Origin of the sequence: Pedobacter caeni (assembly GCF_900129215.1) — a bacterium.
Lineage (GTDB): Bacteria > Bacteroidota > Bacteroidia > Sphingobacteriales > Sphingobacteriaceae > Pedobacter > Pedobacter caeni.
The window spans coordinates 295457-319530 of record NZ_FQUQ01000001.1; the positions used below are offsets into that span (position 1 = coordinate 295457).

Consider the following 24074-nt stretch of genomic DNA (forward strand, 5'->3'; position numbering starts at 1 on the left):
AATAAATGATCAAGGCCATAAAAATATATTTGTTTTTAACCGCTCTGTGTTGCGCTACAGGTCTGCAGCTTTACGCACAAACCAGTCTTGTCATTAAAGAAGGCGAGCTATGGTATGGCGGAGCGGTAAACGAAGCCCATCTGATGCCTTTTAAAGATGGCTACAGCCTGGATATGCATGGAGATACCCGTGGCAACCAGGCTGTGCCACTACTGGTATCTACCAAAGGGAGGTTCATTTGGAGTGAAGAGCCATTTAAGTTTGCTTTCGAAAAAAACCGGTTGCTGATCAGTCAGACAAAAAGCGCGGTAACCATAGACTCGACTGGTAAAAATTTGAAAGAGGCATTTAGCATTGCCTCAAAGCGTTTCTTCCCTTCAAAAAATAAACTGCCCGATACCTTGTTGTTTAGCAAACCCCAATATAATACTTGGATAGAGCTGGTATATAACCAAAACCAAGTGGATATTTTAAATTATGCGAGGGCGATCATTGACAATGGTTTCCCGCCAGGTGTATTGATGATAGATGACAACTGGGCCGATTATTATGGACGCTTCGATTTCAGAGCAGACCGGTTTACCGACGCAAAGGCGATGGTAGATACCCTGCATCAGCTGGGTTTTAAAGTGATGCTTTGGGTGAGCCCCTTTGTATCGCCGGATACCGAAGTATTCAGAGAACTACTTGCCAAAAAGTTGCTGCTGCTGGATAATGGGGGAGATGCTGGTCTGCAATGGGAAAAAGCAGAGAAACCAGCTATCATTCCCTGGTGGAATGGTTACAGTTCGGTCGTTGATTTTACCAATCCCGATGCTAAGAAATGGTTTCTCGGCCGACTGGAACATATGGTCAATACCTACCATCTGGATGGCTTTAAGTTTGATGCCGGTGATGCTGAATTTTATCCTCCAAATGGTTTGGCTTTCAAAAAAGTTAGCCCAAATGAGCATAGCAGGCTCTGGGGCGAGATCGGTTTATCCTTCCCGCTTAATGAGTACCGTGCGATGTGGAAGATGGGAGGCGAGCCTCTGGTACAACGCCTGCGTGATAAAAAACACAATTGGGAAGATTTGCAGAAACTGATCCCGCACCTGGTGACGGCCGGATTAATGGGCTATCAGTTTACCTGCCCGGATATGATTGGCGGTGGGGAATATGGCTCATTTATCGGTAAAGATAAACTCGATGAACAGTTGGTGGTGCGATCTGCACAATGCTCTGCATTGATGCCTATGATGCAGTTTTCTGCAGCACCATGGCGTGTGCTTTCAAAACAAAACCTTGCAGCAGTAAAAAAAGCAGTAGATGTCCGGGCCAGGTATACCCCATACCTGATGGAGCAGGTAAAAAATTCGGCGGCAAGTGGCCAACCCATTGCACGCAGTATGGAGTATGAGTTCCCTAACCAAGGGTTCGCAGAGGTACAGGGACAATTCATGCTGGGTAGCAAATACCTGATTGCTCCGGTACTCACAAATGGGAGTACCAAGACCGTTTACCTGCCAAAAGGTGCCTGGAAGGATGATCTTGGCAAAAAAATAAAAGGACCGGTAGCCATCACAATTGAGGTAGCCCTGGATCGCTTGCCCGTGTTTGAACGTATTAATCCCTAAATAATTAATCAACCAGGAAATCAACCACCGATTATCAAAGAAACCAACCAACCAGCTAAGAAACCAACCAGCTAAGAAACCAACCAGCTAAGAAACTAACCTGTTAAGAAACCAACAAACCAACCAAATAATGAACCCCTAAAAACTAAACTATAAACATTATGAAAAATCTCTTCCTATTGGGAATATTCGCATTCATACTGACTGCTTGTTCCAAACAAAATGAAATCAGTAGTCTTTCCACCAAAAACCAGAAAGAAAGTTCCGCACAAAACGTACTGGCCATCACCAGCTTTTACGTAAACGGAGCATCCGGAAACGACGCGAATGCAGGAACATCCCCATCTCTGCCGCTTAAAACCATTCAGGCTGCACTATGGAAAACTACTGATGGTGCCGGCGCTACAATTTACGTAGCAGGAGGTACCTATAACGAAAGATTGTACTGGTCAAATTCAGGTGCCTCAAGTGCAGAACCAATCACGTTGACCAATTATAACAATGGGGTGGTGATCTTAGATGGGGTTAATGCGACCAACTCTGCTCAGAATGAGATGATCGCGATAGCCAGTAAAAGCCATATCAGAATCGATCACATCAACATTGCAAACAATTACAGAAGCAATGCCAAAGGAATTTACATGGTAGGTTCCGGTACAGATGTTCATTTTACTTTTTGCAAAATTTACAATATCGGCTGGACCACTAATTCCAGTGCGGTACCCACAAGCACAGATAATGCCAGCCCATTGATCGTAGTTGGTTCAACAGGAACATCGTATAAAGAGATCTATGTAGGTAGTAATGAAATCTATAACTGTAATACAGGATATAGCGAAGGCCTGACTTTAACCGGTAACGTGGAAAATTTTCTCATCGAAAATAATACAGTTCACGACATTAAGAACATCGGTATCGATCTCTCAGGGCATTATTCCTGGACAAACGCACCTGCCAACGTTAATTTTGCACGTAATGGCAATGTGAAAAATAATACGGTATACCGTTGCGTTTCGCCGGTGGCCACCTCTGCAGGTATTTATGTGGATGGAGGAAAATGGATCAATATTGAAGGGAATACCTGTTATGAGAACTCAACAGGCATAAGTGCGGGTTGTGAGAACAATAACAACAACACAGACGGAATCAATATCCGAAGCAATTTTATCTACAATAACGTGGAAGCGGGAATTATTTTGGGATCAAATGCGCCTAATAGTAAGGTGATTAACACTACGATCACCAATAATACCTTATTCAAAAATTACTCAAAAACAGGCTGGGGTGGAGAGATCCATCTTCAAAATACAGATCAGCTCTCCATAAAAAACAACATCATCCAATCGGCAAGTAATATTGTCATTATTGCTTCTGCTGGTTATAATGCTACGAATCTGTCTTTCGACTACAACAAGTACTTTTCTGCTTCCGGTTCTGCTGCTAACCTCACCTTCGACTGGGGTGCAATTAATCAACAGACCTATGGCTCTTTAGCCGCATTTAAGAACGCAACCGGTTTAGATTTCAACTCAGGTTACGGAACCGCTTCCTTTGTTTCGGCGAGCTTACCTAACCCAAATCTCCATTTAACCAGTGCTTCTTTATGCGTCAATGCAGGCTTACCCTCGTTTGTGGCTCAACCTGGAGAACTCGACATCGATAAAGAAGCAAGAGTGCGAAATGGTCGGGTAGACATCGGAGCCGATGAATCAGCTTATTAATTAACCATAAACCTTAATAATTTCATTTTGAAAACAATAGAGAATTTATTTGAAATTACGTCCAAGTTTAAATGTCATGTCGATATCTCTACACTGAAATCGTATGGCACAGGACATATTAACGATACGTATCGGCTGAAGAACCTGGTGAGTGAGGAACATGATTATCTGCTCCAGAAGATCAATCACCAGGTGTTTAAAAACGTACCCAATCTGATAGAAAACATGTGCAGGGTGATTGCGCATCTTAAAATGCAGATGCTGACCTCGGGAGAGGGCAACCCTGACAAGGAAGTGATGACCCTTGTGGCTACAAAAGAAGGGCCTTATTTTTATCAGGACAGTAATGGGGAATATTGGCGGATGTGCCATTTCCTGAAGGATACCAAAACTTATGATGTGGTAGAAACAGAACAACAGGCTTATGAAGGGGGTAAAGCTTTTGGGAAATTTCAGGCCATGCTTTGTGACCTTTCTCCGGATCTGATGTACGACGTGATCCCTGATTTTCATCACATGGGGAAAAGACTGGAACAGCTGGCTCAGGCCAGGGCCGAAGACCCACTTGGTCGTGTTGCTCTTGTGTCTGAGGAGCTGGAAACCATTGATGCCTGTTCCAATACCATGTCCTTTTTTCAAGAGGATGAACAGCTGCTTACGCTACCCAGACGCGTCATCCATTACGATACAAAATTCAACAATGTGCTCCTGAATTTAAACGACAGGGCACAATGTGTCATCGATCTGGATACGGTAATGGCAGGCTATGTAGCCTACGATTTTGGCGATGCGATCCGCACGATCATCAACAGAAGTACCGAGGATGAAAAGGAATTGTCGAACATCAAACTAAACATTCCTTTGTTTAATGCCTATACCAAAGGGTATATGGAAGAGGCCAGACAATTCATCAATGAATGGGAGTTGAGGTCTTTGATCAAGGGGGTTCTTTTGCTTCCTTACATGCAGGCAGTGAGGTTTCTGACGGATTATATCAATGGAGACTGTTATTATAAAATTGAATCCACACACCATAATCTTCAGCGTACCAGAGCGCAGCTTCAATTGCTGAAGGAGCTGTTTGCACATTCGGAATCCATGGAAGACAGGATATTTAAAGAGGCCAGAAAACACCAGTTAATTAACAATTAAACAGATGAACAGAAGACATTTTTGCGCCAATGGATTGGTAGGATTGGCAGGGCTTACCTTAATGCCTGAGGCATTATTTGCAAACACTAAAGATAAGGTCAGATTAGGTTATATCGGGGTAGGTTTAAGGGGGCGGAATCACATCAGTGAAGGACTCCTTCGTGATGATGTGGAAATTACAGCCATTTGCGACACTCAGGAGAGCTCTTTAAAACATTGTCGCGCACAGTTTGTGAAAGCGGGCAAGAAACTCCCTGTAGAATATACCGGAGGGATTAATGCCTATAAAAAACTATTGGAACGCAAAGACATAGATGCTGTCATCATTGCCACGCCATGGGAATTCCATAAGGACCAGGCTATTGATGCCATGAGGGCAGGGAAATATGTAGGTTGTGAGGTTATTGCGGGTATTACAGTAGAAGATCATTGGGAAATCCTCACGGTGTATGAAGAAACAAATGTCCCTTACATGACCCTGGAAAATGTCTCTTACCGCAGGGATGTGCTCGCAGTATTGAATATGGTCCGGAATAATGTCTTCGGGGAACTGGTTCATCTGGAAGGTGGTTATCAGCATGATCTGAGAGGTGTTTTGTTCAATGACGGTGTAAATTTTGATGGCAAGGGCGGGGAATTTGGCCCCAATGCTGTTGGTGAAGCACAATGGCGGACACAATGGAATGCCGATCGGAACGGAGATATTTATCCTACCCATGGTGCCGGTCCGATTATGAATTACATCAACATCAATTGCGGAAACCAGTTTACGAACCTGGTTTCCTTTGCCTCCAAATCCAAAGGCTTGCACCAGTACATTAAGAAAGTATCTCCCGGCAATAAGAACCTCTCTGTAAACTTCAAAAACGGGGACTTGATCACGACCATGCTGAACTGTGCAAATGGCGAAACTGTCACCTTAACTCATGATACACATTTACCAAGACCTTATTCCCTTGGATTCAGGGTGCAGGGGACAGAAGGTTTGTGGATGGATGTTGCGGATTCTATTTATGTAGAAGGGAAATCGGGAACCTATGATGAATGGGATAAAGCCAAAGTATGGCTGGATAAATACGATCATCCGCTATGGAAAAAATACGAACACCTGGCCGAAGGTGCAGGTCATGGAGGCATGGACTGGTTTGTATTTAATGCTTTTGTGGAGTCTGTAAAACAGAAAAAACAAACGCCAATAGATATCTATGACTCCTTGACCATGAGTGTCATTACGCCGCTTTCTGAGCAATCTCTAACAGAGGGAAATATGCCACAGAAGTTTCCTGATTTTACCAAAGGAAAATGGAAAACCGCCAAAAGTAAATTTGCATTGGACAATAGCGGCTTTTAAAGGTCTTTTAAAAAAAATCGCATTAACCTGAATCCCCAGGTTAATGCGATTTTTTCAATTGGTGTTTATTATTTTTTCTGTACTCCTTTTTTCGCGGCTTCGATGATCACGCTGGCCACTTTTTCTGGTTGCGACATAAAGATCACATGGCTTCCTTTTACTTCAGTCACTTTTGTGTTTGAGCGTTTGTACATCGCATGTTGAATCTCAGGAGCAATACTTTTGTCTTCTGTAGCGATCAGGCCATAGGCAGGTTTATCTCTCCATGCGGCATGGGTAATCGGGGTAATGAATCCTTTTGCATAAAATGCCCCTTGTGAAGCGTACATAAAATCAGCTTCTTCTTTACTGATATCTGCACAAAAGCCTTTGTGGAATTTCGCTTTGTCATAATACACGATTCCTTTATCATCAGGAGGCAAAACTCCGTTTTCTGGTGCAGGCGGGGCGGTTTGAAGCCATTGCACAGTAGACTCCCCATTATCCGGCTGGAAGGCTGCGATATAAACCAGGGCGGCTACTTTAGGATGATTTCCTGCTTCTGTAATCACTGTTCCACCCCAGGAATGACCTGCAAGAATTACCGGACCATCCTGTTTATCTAAAACAACTTGTGTTGCTTTTACATCATCCTCCAATGAAGTCAAAGGGTTTTGTACTACAGTTACATGATATCCTTTTTTGCTGAGCACATTGTAAAGTGCTTTATATCCCGAGCCATCTGCAAATGCCCCATGTACCAATACTACATTTTTTATTTCCTGAGCGTTTACTTCAGTTACTGTACCTGCTACTGATGCGATTGCTACTGTTGTGGCCAATAAACCACTTTTGATTTTGTTTTTTAGATTCTGAGTTTTCATCTTTTTTGTCGTTGAGTTTTTTGGTTCGTATCAACAATACAAAGGTGGGATGAAATGAAGCCTCAGGTAATAGACATACTTCCTAATAGATTGTAATTTTTTCCCTTAGATCACTAATTTTTTATTTCTGTAACCAATGGGAGAGTAGGAGGTGTGTTTTTTAAAGAAATTGCTGAAGTAAGCAGGATCTTCAAAACCCAGTTCATAGGTGATTTCCTTGGAAGTCTTGTCTGTGTAGTAAAGGAGTCTTTTTGCTTCAATGATGATTCTTTCCTGGATGATCTGAATCGGGGTCTTTTGCTGGAATAAAGCAAACAGATTGGACAATGTTTTTGGAGATTTGTTGAGCTGCTGCGCATAAAAATGAACAGAATGCTGATTGTGAAAATTGCCTTCCACCAGTAAATTGAATTTGCGGATAATATGGAACCGGTCGTTCTGCATTTTAGGGTCCGGGAGGTATTCTGATTTGGCCAGCTGGGTAACTGTAATGATCAGTCTCTTCAATAACATGATCAGCATGTCGTTCTGTACATGGTCTGAGGTGTTCATTTCAGAGATAAACATATTTAGCAGTAACAACATCTTTTCCTGAGCAGCCTCGTTCAGATTGATAAACAAATTATTGCCTATTGCAAATAGAAATCCAACACAGCTCACTTCCGCATCATGGTCAACCATACAGTAAAACTCCCTGTTGAATTGCCAGGCAACTACATCCGAACTGCGGTCAAAAAAGAAGGATTGGTTGAACATCAGCGGTAAAACAGATTGTGCCGGAAATACCATTTCTTCCCCATCGATCGTCACTGTCTGATGCTCTGCCCGGTTCCAGACAATGCTGAAATATTTATTGTCGCGGTCTTTGGAATAGACAAGACGCTCAAAATATTGCTCAGCATTCATTAGTAACAGGTGGCCACCAGAATTTGAATCGGAGAGATGTAGTTTCATTTCAGGTAAAAGTAAATGATACCTGACAAATATCATAATCACGATCTCCTGGTTTTTCTACATCACATGGTGTTTTACCTTGTCAGAGGTTGGATTTGTTAAGCAGGCAAGAACATTGCTGTTATTTGGGGAGTACCTAAATTATTTTCAGGACAATTAAAGGAGAGATAACAGTTCGATAGTTGAAATGGCCGAAGGGTCTTCAAACTGTTGCTGATAGATGTTTTCAGGTATCTCAATTGGTGCCGATGTGGTCCGTACCAGGATTCCTTTTTCTATTCTTTTACAGGAAACAAAGTCGCCAATATCGGGGTTTAATTCTTTCATCCTGATCAAAAGTTCATAGATTACATACGTCGCTATCTGCATGTTGCGAAATTAGGAAATGTTAATTTAACGATAAATTATCATTATGTTAATGAAAACTTAATGAGGTGCAAAAACTTAACAGAAGACCTTAGGCGATTTGGATGATGCCATTATTAAAGATTTTTCTACTTTAGGGGATTAAAATATTGATGCCATGTTGCGCAAAGAAAGATCAGATATATGAAAAAAGGAAAAATCAAGATGGGGTGTTTTTCTGTGTTTGTTCTTTTATGTGCGATTTTATTTACCGGCTTGAATGCAAACTATTATTTAGGGGATAATTTTAAAATAAAGGCATTTGGCGAAAAACATAAGGGCATCATTGTCAGAATCGACAGTTCGGCAAGTAATTATAATAACTATAACTACTCCTACAATGTTAGGTTTCGCAATCATGATAAAAATGATTCCGTGATCATTGTGGAAAGAGCGAGGCACAACTATTATCCATTGCAAACGGAGATCAGTTTTGCAAAAATGGACCAGGAAAGTCGTTTTGCCTTTTCTCTGAAAGACATCATCTCTCAGATTATCTTTGGTGCTTTGCTGATCGGAGCCTGGTACCTGGTGGTAAAGAACATCACTTAATTTTCCTTATGAAGAAACAATCCATACCTATACATGTAGCTGAACTGGAAGAGAATGGTATAGAGATCCATCCGATAAGTAGTAATATCGAGCCTTATCAAATGCCTCATCGCGACGACCACTACATGTTCATTATTCAGCAGGCAGGTTCTATGTTAATGGAAGTGGATTTCAAGGAAGTGGCTATACCCGGTTCCTCGCTATTTTTCGTTGCTCCCGGGCAGGTACATCGATATTTACGTTTTGAGGACGCTCAGGGCTGGTTGTTATTTGTGGACACAAGTTTACTTTCCGTTCAGAGCAGGGACATCTTCAGTACCTATTTTAATGCAGGGCAGATCGCTTCAGTTCAAAAAGACGATGCCGTATTTAAATTGGTGCCCTTACTGGAGGAGGTGGTGGGTAATGCCTTAGTTCCATTGCGTGAAAAACTCATCAGTTCGCTTACAGACAGCCTGACTTCCCTGATCGCTTCCAGCATCATCAAAGCAAAACATGTTGCACATGTGATCGGAGGACAAAAGTACAACACAGTGATCCGTTTTAAAAAACTGGTCGCCGAAAAGTACAGCAGCTTAAAACAGGTTAAAGCGTATGCTGAAATGTTGAACATCAGCCCACTTTACCTGAATGAAATTGCGAAGGAGATCACCGGATTCCCCGCAAGCTATTGGATCAGCCAGGAGATCATCCTGGAAGCCAGGCGGATGCTGTACTATACCACACTCGATGTAAAACAGATTGCTTATGCGCTGGGCTATGATGACCATGCCTACTTTTCCCGCTTCTTTAAAAAACAAGTTGGGATGACTGCCCTGGCGTTTAGAAACATAAAACCGTTAATTGTCCAATCATAACCGTTGTCTGACTATCTTTTGAGAAAGCCAGCGCTTTAATTTTGTAGCCGTATAATAATTAATAACATACGTTACAAAATGAAAGAAACAAATAACCTTACTTTAGTTATCGAGGGTACTCAAGCCCAGGATAACCACATTACTACCGAACCAGAAAAGAGTTTTCAACGAATCATCATCCCCATCATCGTTTCGGTTTTTGCCATATACCTTACCATAGGTATGACCCTGGGGATACTTCCCGGTTTTGTAAAAAACGAATTGAAATTCACCAGCCTCATGGTAGGGGTAGTGATCGGACTACAATTTTTATCTACCTTATTAACCAGGGCTTATGCGGGCAAGCTAACCGATACTAAAGGCCCGAAGTTGAGCAGCAAAATCGGAATACTGCTGATCATCTTATCTGGTGTCATCTATCTGATCGCCATATTTTTCAGTCAGCTGGCTTTAGTTGCTTTAGGGTTGATCATCCTCGCGAGGATCGTTCATGGGATATCAGAAAGTTTATCCATTACCAGTGCCTTAACCTGGGGGATCGGATTGGTAGGCACTCAGAAATCGGGCAAGGTGATGACCTGGAATGGGATTGCCATGTATGCCGGGATCGCAATAGGTGCGCCAATGGCGATATGGATGAAAAGCACTTTCGGCATTTCTTCAGTGTTTTTTACGCTGATCGTGCTATCTGTCATCAGCTGGCTCTCTACCATTCAACTCCCAACTTTACCGGTTGATGCATCGCATGTGAGAACACCGTTTTACAAAGTGATTGGTCTCATCTCCGGACAGGGATTAGGGCTGGCCTTTTCGGCTATTGGGTTTGCCTGTATCTCTTCCTTTATTTCATTGCTCTTTGCTGCGAAAAACTGGGGTAATCCCTCCATGGCCTTTATGATCTTCGGGATGTCTTACATTCTGACCAGGGTATTTTTCTCCTCTTTCCCCGACAAGTTTGGCGGATATAAAGTTGCCCTTGTGTCTTTGCTCATCGAGGCTGCCGGCCAGCTTCTGATCTGCTTATCGTTAACCGAAACAATGGCACTCCTGGGCTGTGCACTTACAGGTGTTGGCTTTTCCCTGATCTTTCCTGCCTTGGGTGTTCTGGCTATAAAAAAGGTAGCACCGCAGATGAGAGGAACAGCATTAGCCGGCTATGCCGCATTCTTTGACCTTTCTCTGGCACTTGCCGGACCAATTGCCGGCCTCATTGCGGGTTGGTTCAGTTATCAGGCGATTTACTTATTTGGTGCCATTAGTTGTCTGCTTTCGTTATTCATTGTCTTTTCAAATCAGCATAAATAAACCATTGATTATCTAGAAAACATATAAAACTCATTATGGAAATCATAAAGAAAAAAGGGATACGTTCGGTTTTCAGCGTAAAGGAAAAAATATTCCTCAGCCCACATTATATCCGCATTGTCTTTGATATGACGGAGCAACAAGTTAAAAAGTTTGCTAACGCAAGGATTGGTGCACACAACAAAATATTTATCCCTGCGCCCGGTTCTGATGAAGTTCTGTTCCCGGATGATGCAGAAGAAAGCGGAAAGGTAGCTTCTGTAAAAAGAACGTATACCACCAGACATATCGATACTTCAAAGAAGGAGTTATGGATTGATTTCATAGATCATGCCGATCATGGTCCGGCATCTTACTGGGCATGCCGGGCGGTTGCAGGAAGCAAATTGGGAATTGCCATGAAAGAGGGCAACAGGCCATTGTTTCCTGAAGCAGCGGAGTATTTCTTTGTTGGCGATAGTACTGCTATTCCTGTCATTTCGGCAATGATGGAGCAATTGCCGGATCATGTAAAAGTGAAAGCAATCCTTGAGGTATATGGTAAAGAGGATATGATCAGCCTGTCTTCCCACGCCAATACCAGCATTGACTGGGTTTATAACGAGCATCCTGAAATGGGCAGTAACTTGTTTGATATTGTACAATATCTGAGATTCCCCAACGCGCAACGTTTCTTCTTTTTTGCAGGTGAATTTGATAGCGCGAAAAAGATACGGCAACATTTTAAAGAGACACTGGACTGGTTACCCGCTGATTATTCTGTAGTTTCCTATTGGAAAAGGGGAGCATCAGAAGATGAATCTTCATTACTACGTTCCGAGGACAGACGTTCCTAAGCATTTGTAACTCTTTCAATGATGATGACTTAAACCCGCTCAGGCGGGTTTTTTATTTGCAGGCAATTTCAGTGCTGATTAATCTTTTTTAATCCTTTATAGTCCAACAAACAGGAGCGGCCGCTAAACATCCGGCCAGAAATTAGCATGGGAATTTTTCTACTTCACACAAATAGAGAAAACAATGAAAAAGCAAATGTTAATACTATTGGGGCTGGTGGCTATATTGTCGTCCTGTTCCAGCTACAATTATTATTCCGTCAGCAATAAAAAGCTGAATGATGAATACCGTACCTATGCCTGGTTGCCTGAGGGTAAATCCAAAGCTTCAAGTGTTTATGATAATGATGTCGCCGCTGATAAGATTGTAGAGACAGCGAGTGCAGAGCTGAACAAAAGAGGTTTTGAGCTGAATAACCGCAAACCTGATCTGCTGATCAGGTATACTGCCGTGGTAAACAGGGAAACCAAATCTTATAACGAACCGGTATATTATGATCCTCCCGGAAGGTATGTTCCGCGTGTAGGGATCCACCGTGGCCGTGCGTTTTACTATTACGCTTACCGTAATCCCTTTCCTGTTTATGTAGGTAATGAACAGCGGACCGTAAATGTAAAACAAGGTAGTATCATGATCGACTTAATCGATCGCAGAAGTAAAAAGGTGATCTGGAGAGGCTGGGCTGAAGGGGAGTTGAACAATCCGGAGAAGGCAATTAATCAATTACCTGAAGTGATAGAAAACATTTTCAAAAAGTTTCCGGTTTAAGAAAGGTTTCATAGCAGCAGATGATTTACTGCATCAGTAAATCATCTGCTAAAAATGTCTTTTTTAATTATTGATAGATCAGGTCCATTTTAAACAATATCTAAACCAGGCTGTTCTAATACCGGACATGACCAAGAATTTCATCAGCAACACTTAAGCTGATGAAATTTTAATTTGATATACACCATTTGCAAATGGATAGAGATTTCTCAGACGCTTATTATTCGGGTACCAGTGGACTACTGCTGCCAGTACGGAATAAATTGTTTTATCCGGAAGAATTTAAAGATAAGAGCAGGCTTTTTTTTTATGGTTCCATGATGAACAGTATTGAGATCAATAGTTCCTTTTATAAGGTGCCTATGGGTTCAACTGTAGCTAAATGGGCTAATGATGTGCCTGAAGGATTCAAATTCACTTTTAAACTGTTCAGGGAGATCACACACCATAAAGGTCTGGCTTTTGACCCAGATATGGTGGAACGCTTTTTAAGGGTGATTGACCTTGTTGGCGACAAAAAGGGATGTCTGTTGGTCCAGTTTCCTCCAGGTGTACGGATCGCTCAGCTCAGACAACTGGCTTTACTGATGAATTCATTACGCGAAGCTGATCCTCAATCTCTGTGGAATATCGCCCTTGAATTCCGCCATGTTTCGCTTTATCATGATGAGGTGTTCAGACTATTGGAAGAAAATAACATGGGAATGGTGATCCAGGATAAACCGCCGGCAATCACCCCTTTTATAGAAACAGAACTGCCCTTTGTTTACCTGCGCTTTCATGGCCCGGGAGGAAGTTATAGAGGAAGCTATGAAGATGAAGTGCTTTACGAATATGCAGGATATATCCGCGACTGGCTTTCCGAAGGAAAAAAAGTATATGTCTATTTTAACAATACCATGGGTAGTGCAATAGCAAATTTGTTTACCTTAAAAGACCTGATATAAACAGTTTTTTTTGGCATAAAAAACCAGGCAGCTGTTGCTTAGTTAAAGAGTGTTAAAGATAGTTAATAAAGAGTTAACGGAGTTGTGACTTAGCGCGCAATTTTTATATTTGCATCATTGTTGCATTAACATATTGTTGTGATGCAACGAACGAAACTTTCGAATACTTCCCCGAAGGGAGCATTCAACTCAACTCAAAAAAACTATTAAATGAAAAAATTATTCTCTTTTATGATCCTCATTCTAGGATTACAATCTGTACATGCGCAGGAAATCCCCTTATTGGATAGGGAACTTTTTTTTGGAAATCCTAAGATCTCCGGAGGGCAGATCAGTCCTGATGGAAAGTACATCTCTTTTATGAAAGAGTACAACGGTATTATGAACATCTGGGTGAAATCCTTTAACGAGCCTTTCGAAAAAGCACGTCCGCTGACCGATAGCAAAAGACCATTTGGCGGTTATTTCTGGACTAAGGATAGCAAGTATATCCTATATGTAAAGGATAAAGATGGCGATGAGAATGCAAATGTCTTTGCAGTTAATCCTATAGCCGAATCTACAAAGGGTATTCCGGAATCAAGAAATCTTACTCCTTTGAAAGATGTAGCGGCACAAATTGAGATGGTAAGCCGCAAAAATCCAGACCTTCTGATGGTTAGCCTTAACGATAGGGACAAGGCATGGCATGACCTGTATAGTTTGCAGATCTCCACTGGTAAACTGACCAAAGTTTATGAAAACAAGGAAAGGATTACAGGATATGATTTTGACTGGGATGAAAACCTCCGGATATTAAACAAAACTGACGAAAAGGGAAATACGCAGATCCTATATAAGGAAGGGGACAAGCTCACCTCTATTTATGAAACATCAGTAACAGAAGGAGCTTCCATTTTAGACTGGAACGAAGACAATACGAAATTTTACCTGGAAACGAACAAAGGAGAGTTAAATCTGTCTACACTTTTCCTTATGGATCCACAGACAAAAAAGCTGACAAAAGTAGAAAGTGACCCTAAAGGAAAAGTAGATTTCGGCGGTTTGTCTATAAACAGAAATACGCGCAAGATCATTTCTACTTCCTATACTGCTGACAAAACAGATATTTATTGGCAAGACAAGACCTGGGAAAAAAACTACAAATACCTGCAAAGCAAGTTCCCCGGCAGAGAGGTGAATTTTTCCAGCTCCACCAAAGACTATACTAAATTTTTAATCACAGTTTGGGGTGATAAATATGCTTCTGAAGTTTATTTCTTTGATGCAAAAACTAAAGAATTGGTTTTCCAGTATACCGCAAATCCTGAACTTAAAAAAGTGGAAACGCATTTGGCTTCAATGACACCTGTATCCTACAAGAGCAGTGACGGATTGGAAATTCCAGGCTACCTGACGATTCCTGCCAGTTCCAATGGTAAGAACCTGCCTTTGATCGTATTGGTTCATGGAGGACCTAAAGGCGTACGGGAAAGCTGGGGATATGATCCGGAAGTACAGTTTTTAGCCAATCGCGGATACGCAGTTTTACAGCCGAATTTCCGCGCCAGTGGTGGTTATGGTAAACAGTTTCTGAATGCTGGTGATCTGCAATGGGGGAAACTGATGCAGGACGACATCACCTGGGGTGTAAAGCACCTGATCGAAAAAGGCATTGCAGATAAAAGCCGCATTGTGATTATGGGTGGAAGTTATGGAGGGTATGCAACCCTGGCAGGACTGGCCTTTACGCCCGATCTATATGCGGCAGGTGTAGATATCGTTGGGCCAAGCAACATCTTTACCCTATTGGAATCTATTCCACCTTATTGGGAAGCAGCAAGAGCCTTCCTGTATGGTATGGTTGGTGATCCCAAAACAGAAGAGGGAAAGCAACGGATAAAAGAAGCCAGTCCGCTGTTCAGTGCAGATAAAATCAATAAACCACTGCTCATTATACAGGGTGCAAATGATCCAAGAGTGAAGCAGGCCGAAGCTGATCAGATTGTCATCGCACTTCGTGAAAAAGGTAAAAAAGTAAGCTATCTGCTAGCGGATGATGAAGGGCATGGCTTTTATAAGCCAGTGAATAAAATGGCAATGTATGCCGAAACGGAAAAATTCCTGTCTGAAGTAATTGGGGGAAGATACCAGAAAGATATGCCGGAGGCAGTTTCAAAACGTCTGAAAGAAATCACCAGAGATATCAAAACGGTAACCCATAAACCTGCTGAAAAGTAAGGTCAAACCAGATAGTTACTGAAAAATTTATCACTGCCCCCTGGAAACAAGGGGCAGTGTCATTTATACCCATCTTTTCCAAAATTTTTCCAAAATACTAATAATTTTAGTACTATATTTGTTGTGCTAATATTATTAGTAATTATTTAGTAAGGGGGAAAGATTATGGACTTAAAGAGGGAACTGGTTAAAAAGCTCCAACAGGATATCCTGTTGTGGCAGGGCTTTAAGCCTGCAGTAGCCAACGCTACTGAACGAATTGGTCTCGGTCAGATAGAGCTTGCCTTTCCAGGTGGCGTTTTCCCGAAGCGTGCTATTCATGAATTTATCACCATACTCCCCGAACATTCGGCCGCAAGCGATGGATTTATTGCAGGTTTGCTGGCCTCACTAATGGAAGAAGGTGCTGCCTGTGTATGGGTGAGTACTAGCCGGCGCTTATTTCCAGCGGCTTTGCCCGCATTTAATGTCAGGCCGGAACGGATCATTTTTATGGATGTCAAAACCGAGAAGGAGGCCCTCTGGATTACAGAAGAAGCATTGAAATGTGAAGGCCTTGCTGCCGTAGTTGCTGAACTGAATAACCTGAGTCTGATTGAATCCCGCAGGCTTCAGCTGGCAGTCGAAGAAAGTGGCGTAACCGGATTTATTCTCCGTAAGGACCCCGGAAAGGCGGTCAGTTCATTGGCAACTGCACGCTGGCAAATCAGACCATTGCCGAGTGAGAATGAGGAAGGATTACCCGGACTTGGATTTCCGCGCTGGCAGGTAGAATTATTGAAAGTGCGTAACGGCAATCCGGGCAGCTGGGTGATGGAATGGTCGGGCGACTGCTTTACAGAGGTCATCCCACAACTACAGGATGCCCGCTGGTCCGAGCAGCCAGGCCTGCAAATAGGATAGCGCTTATGCAAAGAAGATTTGTTTCCATATGGTTCCGTCGTTTATTGTCCGATTGGCAGCTGATCCGCCGGCCGGAACTTAAAGAAGTGCCTTTTATTTTCGCCGCTCCGGATCATGGGCGGATGATGATTACTGCCGTCGGTCCGCTGGCAGTTTTGCAAGGGATTGAGAAAGGAATGCGTGTAGCGGATGCAAAGGCAATTTGTCCAGGTCTGGAAGTGCTGGATGATAAACCCGGCCGGCCGGTTAAGTTGCTGCGCGGAATTGGGGAATGGTGCCTGCGTTATTGTCCGGTAGTTGCCATTGATGAATTTTCTAAGGATGGCTTGCTATTGGAAGTGAGTGGTTGTCCGCATCTTTGGGGAGGCGAGCGGGAGTACCTGAAGGAAATTATTGAGCGGCTAAAAAGTAAAGGTTATGACGTGCGGGTAGCTATTGCTGATACGCCTGGAGCTGCATGGGCGGTGTCCAGGTATGGTACAGTAACACCCCTTATCCCTGCAGGCGGCCAAACGGAAGCTTTGTTACCGCTGATTCCTGAAGCCTTGCGATTAGAGGAGGCAGTACTTACTAAACTCCACAAGCTGGGGTTTTATCAAATCAAAAGTTTTATCGGAATGCCCAGATCCGTCTTGCGCAGACGATTTGGAGAACATTTTCTACAGCGGATGGCCCAGGCATTGGGAACTGAAGATGAAATGTTGCAGCCTTTGCAGGTGCCCGTTCCATTTTGCGAAAGGCTTCCTTGTTTAGAGCCGATCAGGACCAAAACAGGGATTGAGATTGCCATCAGCAGAATGTTGGAAAGCTTATGCAAGAGACTTCAGCAGGAGGGGCAGGGTTTGAGAACCGGCCTGCTCACTGGTTATCGCATTGATGGAAAGGTGGTGCAGATTGGTATTGGTACCAGCGCTCCCAGCCATAATGTAACTCACTTATTTAAACTTTTTCAATTAAAAATAGATAAAATCCGCCCCGGTCTGGGCATTGAGCTGTTCTTGCTGGAAGCGCCAAAAGTAGATGCGCTAAACGTGTCACAGGAAGAAATGTGGACCTCAAAACGCGGAATGGATAATGAAAGTGTGACGCGTTTATTGGATCGGGTAGCGGGAAAAATAGGACCGGAGGTGATCCAGCGTTACCTGCCTGCTACCCGTTACTGGCCGGAACGTTATTTACAGCGCACAGTATCCCTTACCGAAAAGCCAGTATCTGAATGGCGTATGGACAAGCCAAGGCCAACTGAATTGCTGGCCAGACCTGCGCCGATCGAAGTGATGGCCCTGATACCGGATCATCCTCCCAAATTTTTTATTTATCAGGGGTTACAGCATTCGGTGTTAAAGGCAGATGGTCCGGAACGGATCGAAAGGGAATGGTGGCTGGATGAAGGTGAACACCGGGACTATTATCAGGTGGAGGATGAGAAAGGACAGCGTTACTGGTTGTTCCGTTCAGGGCATTATGGCGGAGAACAGAAATACAAATGGTTTATACATGGTTTTTTTGCTTAAAAAGACGTGTTATGGGATATAGTGAATTACAGGTAACTTCTAATTTCAGCTTTCTGCGCGGGGCTTCCCATGCAAATGAGCTGGTGGATCAGGCAGCAGCTTTTGGCTATAAAAAGATTGCAATCACTGATCGCAATACACTGGCGGGAATTGTGCGGGCACATGTCGCCTCGCGCGAAAAAGACATCAGCATCATTCCGGCTTGCAGACTGGATCTGCTGGATGGGCCCAGCTTACTGGCTTATCCTACAGATGCAGCGGCTTATGGCCGTTTGTCGGCATTGCTCAGTAAAGGTAACCTGCGCGCAGAGAAAGGACAATGTCATCTCTCCTGTGCAGATGTATATGAACATGCCAAAGGAATGTTGTTTACGGTGGTCATGCCAGGTGTGTTAAACCGGAAGTTTCAATTTGAAGAGACTTTTGTTTCCTCCGTTGCGCAATACAAAGAAGCACTCGGTGCTCAGTTGTATCTGGCAGCAACCCGGACTTACCTCGGCAATGATGATAAGCTGATCTTCAGAATCTCCGGATTGTCTGAAAAGTATGGAATTCCTGTGGTGGCAACAAATGATGTACATTACCATGATCCTTCCCGAAGGGAGCTGCAGGATGTGCTGACCTGTGTCAGAGAAAAATGCACGATTCAGGAAGCTGGTTTCCGCTTAAATCAGAATGCGGAACGTCATTTGAAATCTGTGGCAGAAATGCAGCGCCTGTTTCGCAGGTATCCGGAAGCGATTGAAAATACCCTGGCCATTTCCGAAGCCTGCAACTTTTCTTTGGATGAGCTGAAATATACCTATCCGGAAGAAATCAACCAAAGCGGCAGGGCTCCATTGGAAGAACTGAAATACCTGACCTGGAAAGGTGCACATGAATTTTACGGAGATGTAGTACCGGAAAAGGTAGTAAACATGATTAATCATGAAATGAACTTTGTGGAGCATATGGATTACGCGAACTATTTTCTGTTTGTGGAAGATATTGTACGGGAGGCACGCAGCCGGGGCATCTTGTGTCAGGGACGTGGATCAGCAGCAAATTCAGCCATTTGCTTTTGTCTGGGTGTGACTTCCGTGAACCCCATGAAGTTTGATTTGCTGTTCGAACGCTTTATCTCTCCTGCCCGTAATGAGCCACCGGATATCGATGTGGATTTTGAACATGAAAGGAGGGAAGAGATCATGCAATATATCTATAACAAGTATGGCCGCGACCGGGCAGCAATTGTGGCCACAGTTACCCAGCAGCATCAAAAAGGAGCGATCCGGGATGTGGGCAAGGTCATGGGCTTATCGGTTGATACGATCAACCGGCTTTCTGCTTCGCTCTGGGAATACACCGATGAATGGTTCGAAAGTGAAAGGGTAATCGAACAAGGCCTGAACCCTAAAGATCCACATTTAAAAAAAACACTGGAACTGACGTCACAGATGATGGGTTTTCCCCGTCAGCTGGGGCAGCATACAGGCGGTTTTGTCGTTACTCAGGGGAAGCTGACAGATCTTTGTCCGATACTGAATGCGCGGATGAAAGACCGGACAAACATCGAATGGAACAAAGATGATATTGATGCACTGGGGTTTTTAAAAGTAGATGTTCTGGCATTGGGCATGCTGACCTGTATCCGTAAAGCCTTTGATCTGTGTAAGGCACATTACGGTTTGAACCTGACTTTAGCAAATATCCCTCAGGATGACCCTGAGGTTTATAATATGATCAGTGCTGCGGATACTTTAGGGGTGTTCCAGATTGAAAGCCGGGCTCAGATGTCGATGCTGCCCCGCTTAAGACCAGAGAATTTTTATGACCTCGTGATAGAGGTGGCCATCGTGCGGCCAGGGCCTATTCAGGGAGATATGGTACATCCCTATCTGAGGCGGCGTAATAAGGAAGAGGACGTGGATTACCCTTCCCCTGAATTGAAAGAAATCCTGGAGAGAACTTTAGGTGTGCCATTGTTTCAGGAACAGGCGATGAAAATTGCCATCGTTGCCGCAGGTTTTACACCGGCTGAAGCTGATGGACTCCGGAGAAGTATGGCGACCTTTAAATTCACAGGAAAGGTGAATCAGTATGAGAAAAAGCTCATCAATGGCATGTTGGAAAAAGGCTATACCGAGGACTTTGCCAAACGGATCTTCAGACAACTGGAAGGGTTTGGAAGTTATGGCTTCCCGGAAAGTCATGCCGCAAGTTTTGCTTTGCTGGTTTATGTTTCCTGCTGGCTTAAGCATTACTATCCGGATGTGTTCGCTACCGCACTGCTGAACAGTATGCCAATGGGCTTTTACCAGCCTGCCCAGATCGTAATTGATGCCAAAAAACATCAGGTAAGCATTCGTGAAGTAGATGTTAATCATTCATCATGGGACAATCTATTGGAAGAAAGGTCCGGGAAATATCATGTCATCCGTTTGGGTTTCAGGCAGATCAAGGGACTTTCTGAAGAGGAAATGGAACTGCTGGTTTCTTTAAGGGCTGATGGATATAAAACTGTAACGGCATTGCGGGATGCAGGTGTTGCACTTACTGCCTTGGAACGGTTGGCAGATGCAGATGCTTTCCGCTCGATAGGGCTGGATCGTCGCAGGGCACTTTGGGAAGTTTCGGCATTACAGGATATACCGGTCGAAATTTTTAAAGGTCAGCCCTCAGAAAGCAGGCTGGAAATGCAGGTTGAATTGCCCTTTATGAGTATGGGCGAACATGTGGTACAGGATTATGCAACTGTAGGCCTTTCCCTTAAGGCACATCCGGTAAGCTTTGTCCGGGAGCAACTGGAACAGCTGCGCATATTGTCCTGCCATAGGATCAATCAGGAGGCCACTAACGGGCAGCTGGTAAAAGTTGCAGGCCTGGTACTGGTCAGACAGCGTCCGGGAACGGCTGCGGGTGTTTGCTTCATTACCATTGAAGATGAGACCGGGTTTGCCAATCTGGTGGTGTTCGAAAAGCTGTTTGAAACCTATCGTAAAGAAATTTTGCAGTCAAGGTTGTTAATGGTGGAGGGACGGCTACAGCGTGAAGGACAGGTTGTGCATGTGATCGTCAGTAAATGTGTAGATCTGACTAAACTATTAGGAAGTCTTAAGGGGGTCTTTCATGGAGGCCGGAATTTCAAATAAAGCTTATAAATGCAAAAAGCCTCAGGGTATTGGTCAGGAAATCGAACTATGCTATGAGCAGGTGAGAGGGGTGATGATTTTGGTGGATGTATATAAGGCGTGTAAAATATGATCGTTATTGGTTATTTTTTGTATAATTGTTGTAATTAACGATTCATTATGAAGAATAAAACTCTACTATTATTTACCTTATTTCATGCAACATTAATTTTAATTGGCTGCAAAAAGAAAACTGAAATAGATGTTGATAAAAAGAAATATCTGACCTCAAAATCCTGGAAAATAGCGCAGGTTGATAAAAATGTAAGCACAAATCCGAAAGGAAAAATTGTGTATTATCCAGGAGATTGTCTTGATTACACCTACCAATTTAAAGAAAATGGGGTTCTGAATATCATTAAAGATGACCCGAACAATTGCTTCCTATCCAAACAGGATGATGTTGTTGGTACTTATAATTTAGCTGATAAAGAGTTAAAATATGAAGGAAGAATCTATAAAATTCTGGAAATAACTCCTAATCAAATAAAATTTTATATCGATGCGCCAACTTCTGCTGATTATAATTCCGTGGTTTATTTGTTAGAATAATTTTTCGATTTTAAACTAAAACTGATCCTAAAATCTTTTGAACTTATCTTATGAAATATCTTTTAACCGGGCTATTTTTTCTTATTCAATTTAGTACAGCATATTCCCAGCAACGTATTGAAGATTTTTTGAAGAATGACGGGCAAGTAACCAAAGTGATGCTCCTGGGAACATTCCATTTTGATAATCCAAACCTGGATACCTATAAGTCTAAAAATAAGATCAATATTCTGGATAGTGTGAGGCAGCGACAAGTATTGGAAACGGTGAACAAAATCAGTCAGTTTAAACCTACCCTTATATGCCTGGAACAGACCACAGATTCACTGTTAAATGATAACTACACCCGCTACATCAAATCGGAATACGAGCTAAATGTTAGTGAAGCCGAACAATTAGGGTTTAGAATAGCAAAAGCGAATAAGCTTAAGAAGGTATTTGCGATCGATGCGCCAAGCTATTTCAGGGAAAACCTTAAAAAGGTTGCATCGCTATCCAATATCTGGGATGAGAAATTCTATCTTGATACGGCTGAGGCAAATAATTGGTCGAAGAAGTACCATGCCTGGTACAGTCATTTGGAGAGCAGGCTACAGACGACATCAATTGCCGATTACCTGAAAATCCTGAACCAACCAGAAAATCTGAAGTATAACCTGGGGCAATATCTGGTTGAGAACAAAACCAGCAACCACAATGGTCCGGATTTCATTGCACTGGATTGGTACGACAGAAACCTAAGGATTTTCAACAATGTCCTGAAGGCTAATCCTGGCAAGGAAGACAGAATACTGGTCATATTTGGAAGTGGTCATATTCCTATTCTGCAACACTTATTTGAGAGCTCACCTCAGTTTGAGTTGGTGAACGTTTTGGATTATCTACGTTAAAAAACAAATGTAATATTCAACTGCATTGTTAACCATTATAAGCTCAGGTAAATAAAAAATTACTAATTTAAACACGTATTAAATTAACTTTAAAGCATCGATCTAATCGTATATTAATTATGGCAGATAACCTAACTTTCTTTTCTAAAGCAGATAATCCTGAAATGAACAACGCTTTTCATAAAGCACAGGAAACATTCAAATACTTCTGGAGAGAACTCTCCTGGGAGCACCACAGGATTGTTCCTGCACTTGACCTCGCTTTTGCAAAAGTAGCTTTTATGGAAAATGTATCTTATCAAACAGAGCCTATCGTTGAGCATATGTGGATCAGTGAGGTAGATTTTGATGGGTATAGCATTAGTGGGGTACTGGTAAATGATCCGATTGAACTGTCGAACGTTCAAAACGGGGACTTTGTTGAAGTGCCCTTAAACCAGATCAGCGACTGGTTGTTTACCAGTGGAGGAAAAACCTATGGAGGATTTACCATACAGGTATTGAGATCTGGTATGGACAATCAGGAGCGTAAAGAACATGATGAAGCATGGGGACTGGACTTTGGTGATTATAATGATATTTCTATCGTTTATGAACAAAAACAACGCCCTGAAAACCTCATTGAGCATCCAATGAGTATCAATATGAAGGAAAGTTTAGCCAAGTTCATTAAAGAACAACCTGCAGAACTCAGCAATCAGGATGATGCAGGATATACGATATTACATAGAGAAACTGTAGCAGGGAACAGGACTTCCGTTGAAGTTCTACTGCAATTGGGTGCTGATAAAAATGTAAAGACTGCAGAGGGCAAGTCTGCCCTTGACCTGGCAAAACAGGTAGGGTGGGAGCAAATTATTCCATTACTCGAAAACTAGTATATGGACAACTTATTTTTCTTTTTAAAAGATAAAAAACGACTTAAATTTTTATTGCTGTGCATTGCAATCGCTGCGCCTATATTAATTGGCGCAGTTTTAGTCGTCAACTATTACGAAGCAAATGAGCAGGCAGCAGGCACACCCAATGATAAAGGTGGCATATCTTATTATTACAGAGAAAGCGATGGGGCAAAAGAACTTCCAAAGGTTGTGACGAACATTGTTCCAAATTATACCAGCGGACAAACCACTTACTTCAACGTTTCTACCGATAGCAAAAATAAACTGGGAGGAAATTTGTATGTTTTTACCAAAGATGATTTTGCCAAAGTAAAGGAATTTTATAAGCAATCAGCGACCATTATTGACGAAAGTGATGAAAGCTTAGAGATTATTAAAAACAAGGTCAAAATTACGATTAGTAAAGAAAAAATTTACGAAGACGACCCTATACAAAACGAAACAAAATTCAACGTCTATTTTCCTTAGTATAACCTATCTGATTCATGAAATTTCTCTTTGTTGGATTAGTGGTCATATGAATAAACCATGGATAGTCCTATGATTACCATCAATGTTGTAATGCCGTTCAGAAGCTGAACAGGTTACTTTGTAT

Annotated in this window: 21 protein-coding genes; 18 read left to right on the plus strand and 3 right to left on the minus strand. The window is 42.6% G+C overall.

The genetic code is table 11. The features are described from left to right. Positions 1 to 5 precede the first annotated feature (5 nt). The 4 genes from BUC20_RS01110 (at position 6) to BUC20_RS01125 (ending at position 5840) form a co-directional block, all read left to right on the plus strand. On the plus strand, positions 6 to 1616 hold the full coding sequence (locus BUC20_RS01110; RefSeq protein ID WP_073226317.1) for a glycoside hydrolase family 31 protein: 1611 nt from the start codon (positions 6 to 8) through the stop codon (positions 1614 to 1616). Positions 1617 to 1777: 161 nt separating this feature from the next. Further along, a complete protein-coding gene (locus BUC20_RS01115; RefSeq protein ID WP_073226320.1) occupies positions 1778 to 3337 on the plus strand; it encodes a right-handed parallel beta-helix repeat-containing protein in 1560 nt (519 codons plus the stop codon). Between the two features lie 27 nt (positions 3338 to 3364). Continuing rightward, positions 3365 to 4489, plus strand: coding sequence for a phosphotransferase enzyme family protein (locus BUC20_RS01120; RefSeq protein ID WP_073226323.1), 1125 nt, complete (start codon positions 3365 to 3367; stop codon positions 4487 to 4489). 4 nt (positions 4490 to 4493) lie between these two features. Further along, a complete protein-coding gene (locus BUC20_RS01125; RefSeq protein WP_073226326.1) occupies positions 4494 to 5840 on the plus strand; it encodes a Gfo/Idh/MocA family protein in 1347 nt (448 codons plus the stop codon). 68 nt (positions 5841 to 5908) lie between these two features. Here the strand turns inward: BUC20_RS01125 and BUC20_RS01130 are convergent, their stop codons facing one another. The 3 genes from BUC20_RS01130 to BUC20_RS01140 all read right to left on the minus strand — a co-directional run bounded on the left by BUC20_RS01130 (position 5909) and on the right by BUC20_RS01140 (position 8026). Then, positions 5909 to 6703 (minus strand): alpha/beta hydrolase, encoded by a 795-nt coding sequence (locus BUC20_RS01130; RefSeq protein WP_073226328.1) that lies wholly within the window; start codon positions 6701 to 6703, stop codon positions 5909 to 5911. 105 nt (positions 6704 to 6808) lie between these two features. Beyond that, on the minus strand, positions 6809 to 7657 hold the full coding sequence (locus tag BUC20_RS01135; protein ID WP_073226331.1) for a helix-turn-helix domain-containing protein: 849 nt from the start codon (positions 7655 to 7657) through the stop codon (positions 6809 to 6811). A gap of 156 nt (positions 7658 to 7813) precedes the next feature. Beyond that, positions 7814 to 8026: a hypothetical protein gene (locus tag BUC20_RS01140; protein ID WP_073226334.1), complete on the minus strand. Its 213-nt coding sequence runs from the start codon at positions 8024 to 8026 to the stop codon at positions 7814 to 7816. Between the two features lie 180 nt (positions 8027 to 8206). On the opposite strand from BUC20_RS01140, the gene BUC20_RS01145 reads away from it, so the two are divergent. The 14 genes from BUC20_RS01145 (at position 8207) to BUC20_RS01210 (ending at position 23947) form a co-directional block, all read left to right on the plus strand. Further along, the gene (locus BUC20_RS01145) at positions 8207 to 8614 is read left to right on the plus strand and encodes a hypothetical protein (RefSeq protein ID WP_073226336.1); all 408 of its coding nucleotides are present in this window, start codon (positions 8207 to 8209) and stop codon (positions 8612 to 8614) included. 8 nt (positions 8615 to 8622) lie between these two features. Next, a complete protein-coding gene (locus tag BUC20_RS01150) occupies positions 8623 to 9471 on the plus strand; it encodes a helix-turn-helix domain-containing protein (protein ID WP_084528424.1) in 849 nt (282 codons plus the stop codon). A gap of 78 nt (positions 9472 to 9549) precedes the next feature. Continuing rightward, positions 9550 to 10776, plus strand: coding sequence for an MFS transporter (locus BUC20_RS01155; protein ID WP_084528426.1), 1227 nt, complete (start codon positions 9550 to 9552; stop codon positions 10774 to 10776). Between the two features lie 35 nt (positions 10777 to 10811). Beyond that, positions 10812 to 11612 carry a siderophore-interacting protein gene (locus tag BUC20_RS01160; RefSeq protein WP_084528434.1) on the plus strand — a complete coding sequence of 267 codons (801 nt, stop codon included), beginning with the start codon at positions 10812 to 10814 and terminating at the stop codon, positions 11610 to 11612. Between the two features lie 184 nt (positions 11613 to 11796). After that, positions 11797 to 12381 carry a DUF4136 domain-containing protein gene (locus BUC20_RS01165; RefSeq protein ID WP_073226342.1) on the plus strand — a complete coding sequence of 195 codons (585 nt, stop codon included), beginning with the start codon at positions 11797 to 11799 and terminating at the stop codon, positions 12379 to 12381. Between the two features lie 194 nt (positions 12382 to 12575). Next, on the plus strand, positions 12576 to 13328 hold the full coding sequence (locus BUC20_RS01170) for a DUF72 domain-containing protein (RefSeq protein WP_073226344.1): 753 nt from the start codon (positions 12576 to 12578) through the stop codon (positions 13326 to 13328). Between the two features lie 210 nt (positions 13329 to 13538). Beyond that, positions 13539 to 15548, plus strand: coding sequence for a S9 family peptidase (locus BUC20_RS01175; protein ID WP_073226347.1), 2010 nt, complete (start codon positions 13539 to 13541; stop codon positions 15546 to 15548). Between the two features lie 165 nt (positions 15549 to 15713). Next, entirely contained in the window at positions 15714 to 16451 is a 738-nt protein-coding gene (locus tag BUC20_RS01180; protein ID WP_073226349.1) for an ImuA family protein, read from the plus strand. Positions 16452 to 16456: 5 nt separating this feature from the next. Continuing rightward, positions 16457 to 17965 carry a Y-family DNA polymerase gene (locus tag BUC20_RS01185; protein WP_073226352.1) on the plus strand — a complete coding sequence of 503 codons (1509 nt, stop codon included), beginning with the start codon at positions 16457 to 16459 and terminating at the stop codon, positions 17963 to 17965. A gap of 11 nt (positions 17966 to 17976) precedes the next feature. Beyond that, positions 17977 to 21096, plus strand: coding sequence for an error-prone DNA polymerase (locus BUC20_RS01190; protein WP_073226355.1), 3120 nt, complete (start codon positions 17977 to 17979; stop codon positions 21094 to 21096). 159 nt (positions 21097 to 21255) lie between these two features. Beyond that, positions 21256 to 21687, plus strand: a complete 432-nt coding sequence (locus BUC20_RS01195; RefSeq protein WP_073226357.1) for a hypothetical protein — start codon at positions 21256 to 21258, stop codon at positions 21685 to 21687. A 50-nt stretch (positions 21688 to 21737) separates the two neighbouring features. Beyond that, positions 21738 to 22577, plus strand: a complete 840-nt coding sequence (locus tag BUC20_RS01200) for a DUF5694 domain-containing protein (protein WP_073226360.1) — start codon at positions 21738 to 21740, stop codon at positions 22575 to 22577. A 119-nt stretch (positions 22578 to 22696) separates the two neighbouring features. After that, positions 22697 to 23455: a DUF2314 domain-containing protein gene (locus tag BUC20_RS01205; RefSeq protein ID WP_073226362.1), complete on the plus strand. Its 759-nt coding sequence runs from the start codon at positions 22697 to 22699 to the stop codon at positions 23453 to 23455. Between the two features lie 3 nt (positions 23456 to 23458). After that, positions 23459 to 23947, plus strand: a complete 489-nt coding sequence (locus tag BUC20_RS01210) for a hypothetical protein (RefSeq protein WP_073226365.1) — start codon at positions 23459 to 23461, stop codon at positions 23945 to 23947. Positions 23948 to 24074: the final 127 nt, after the last annotated feature.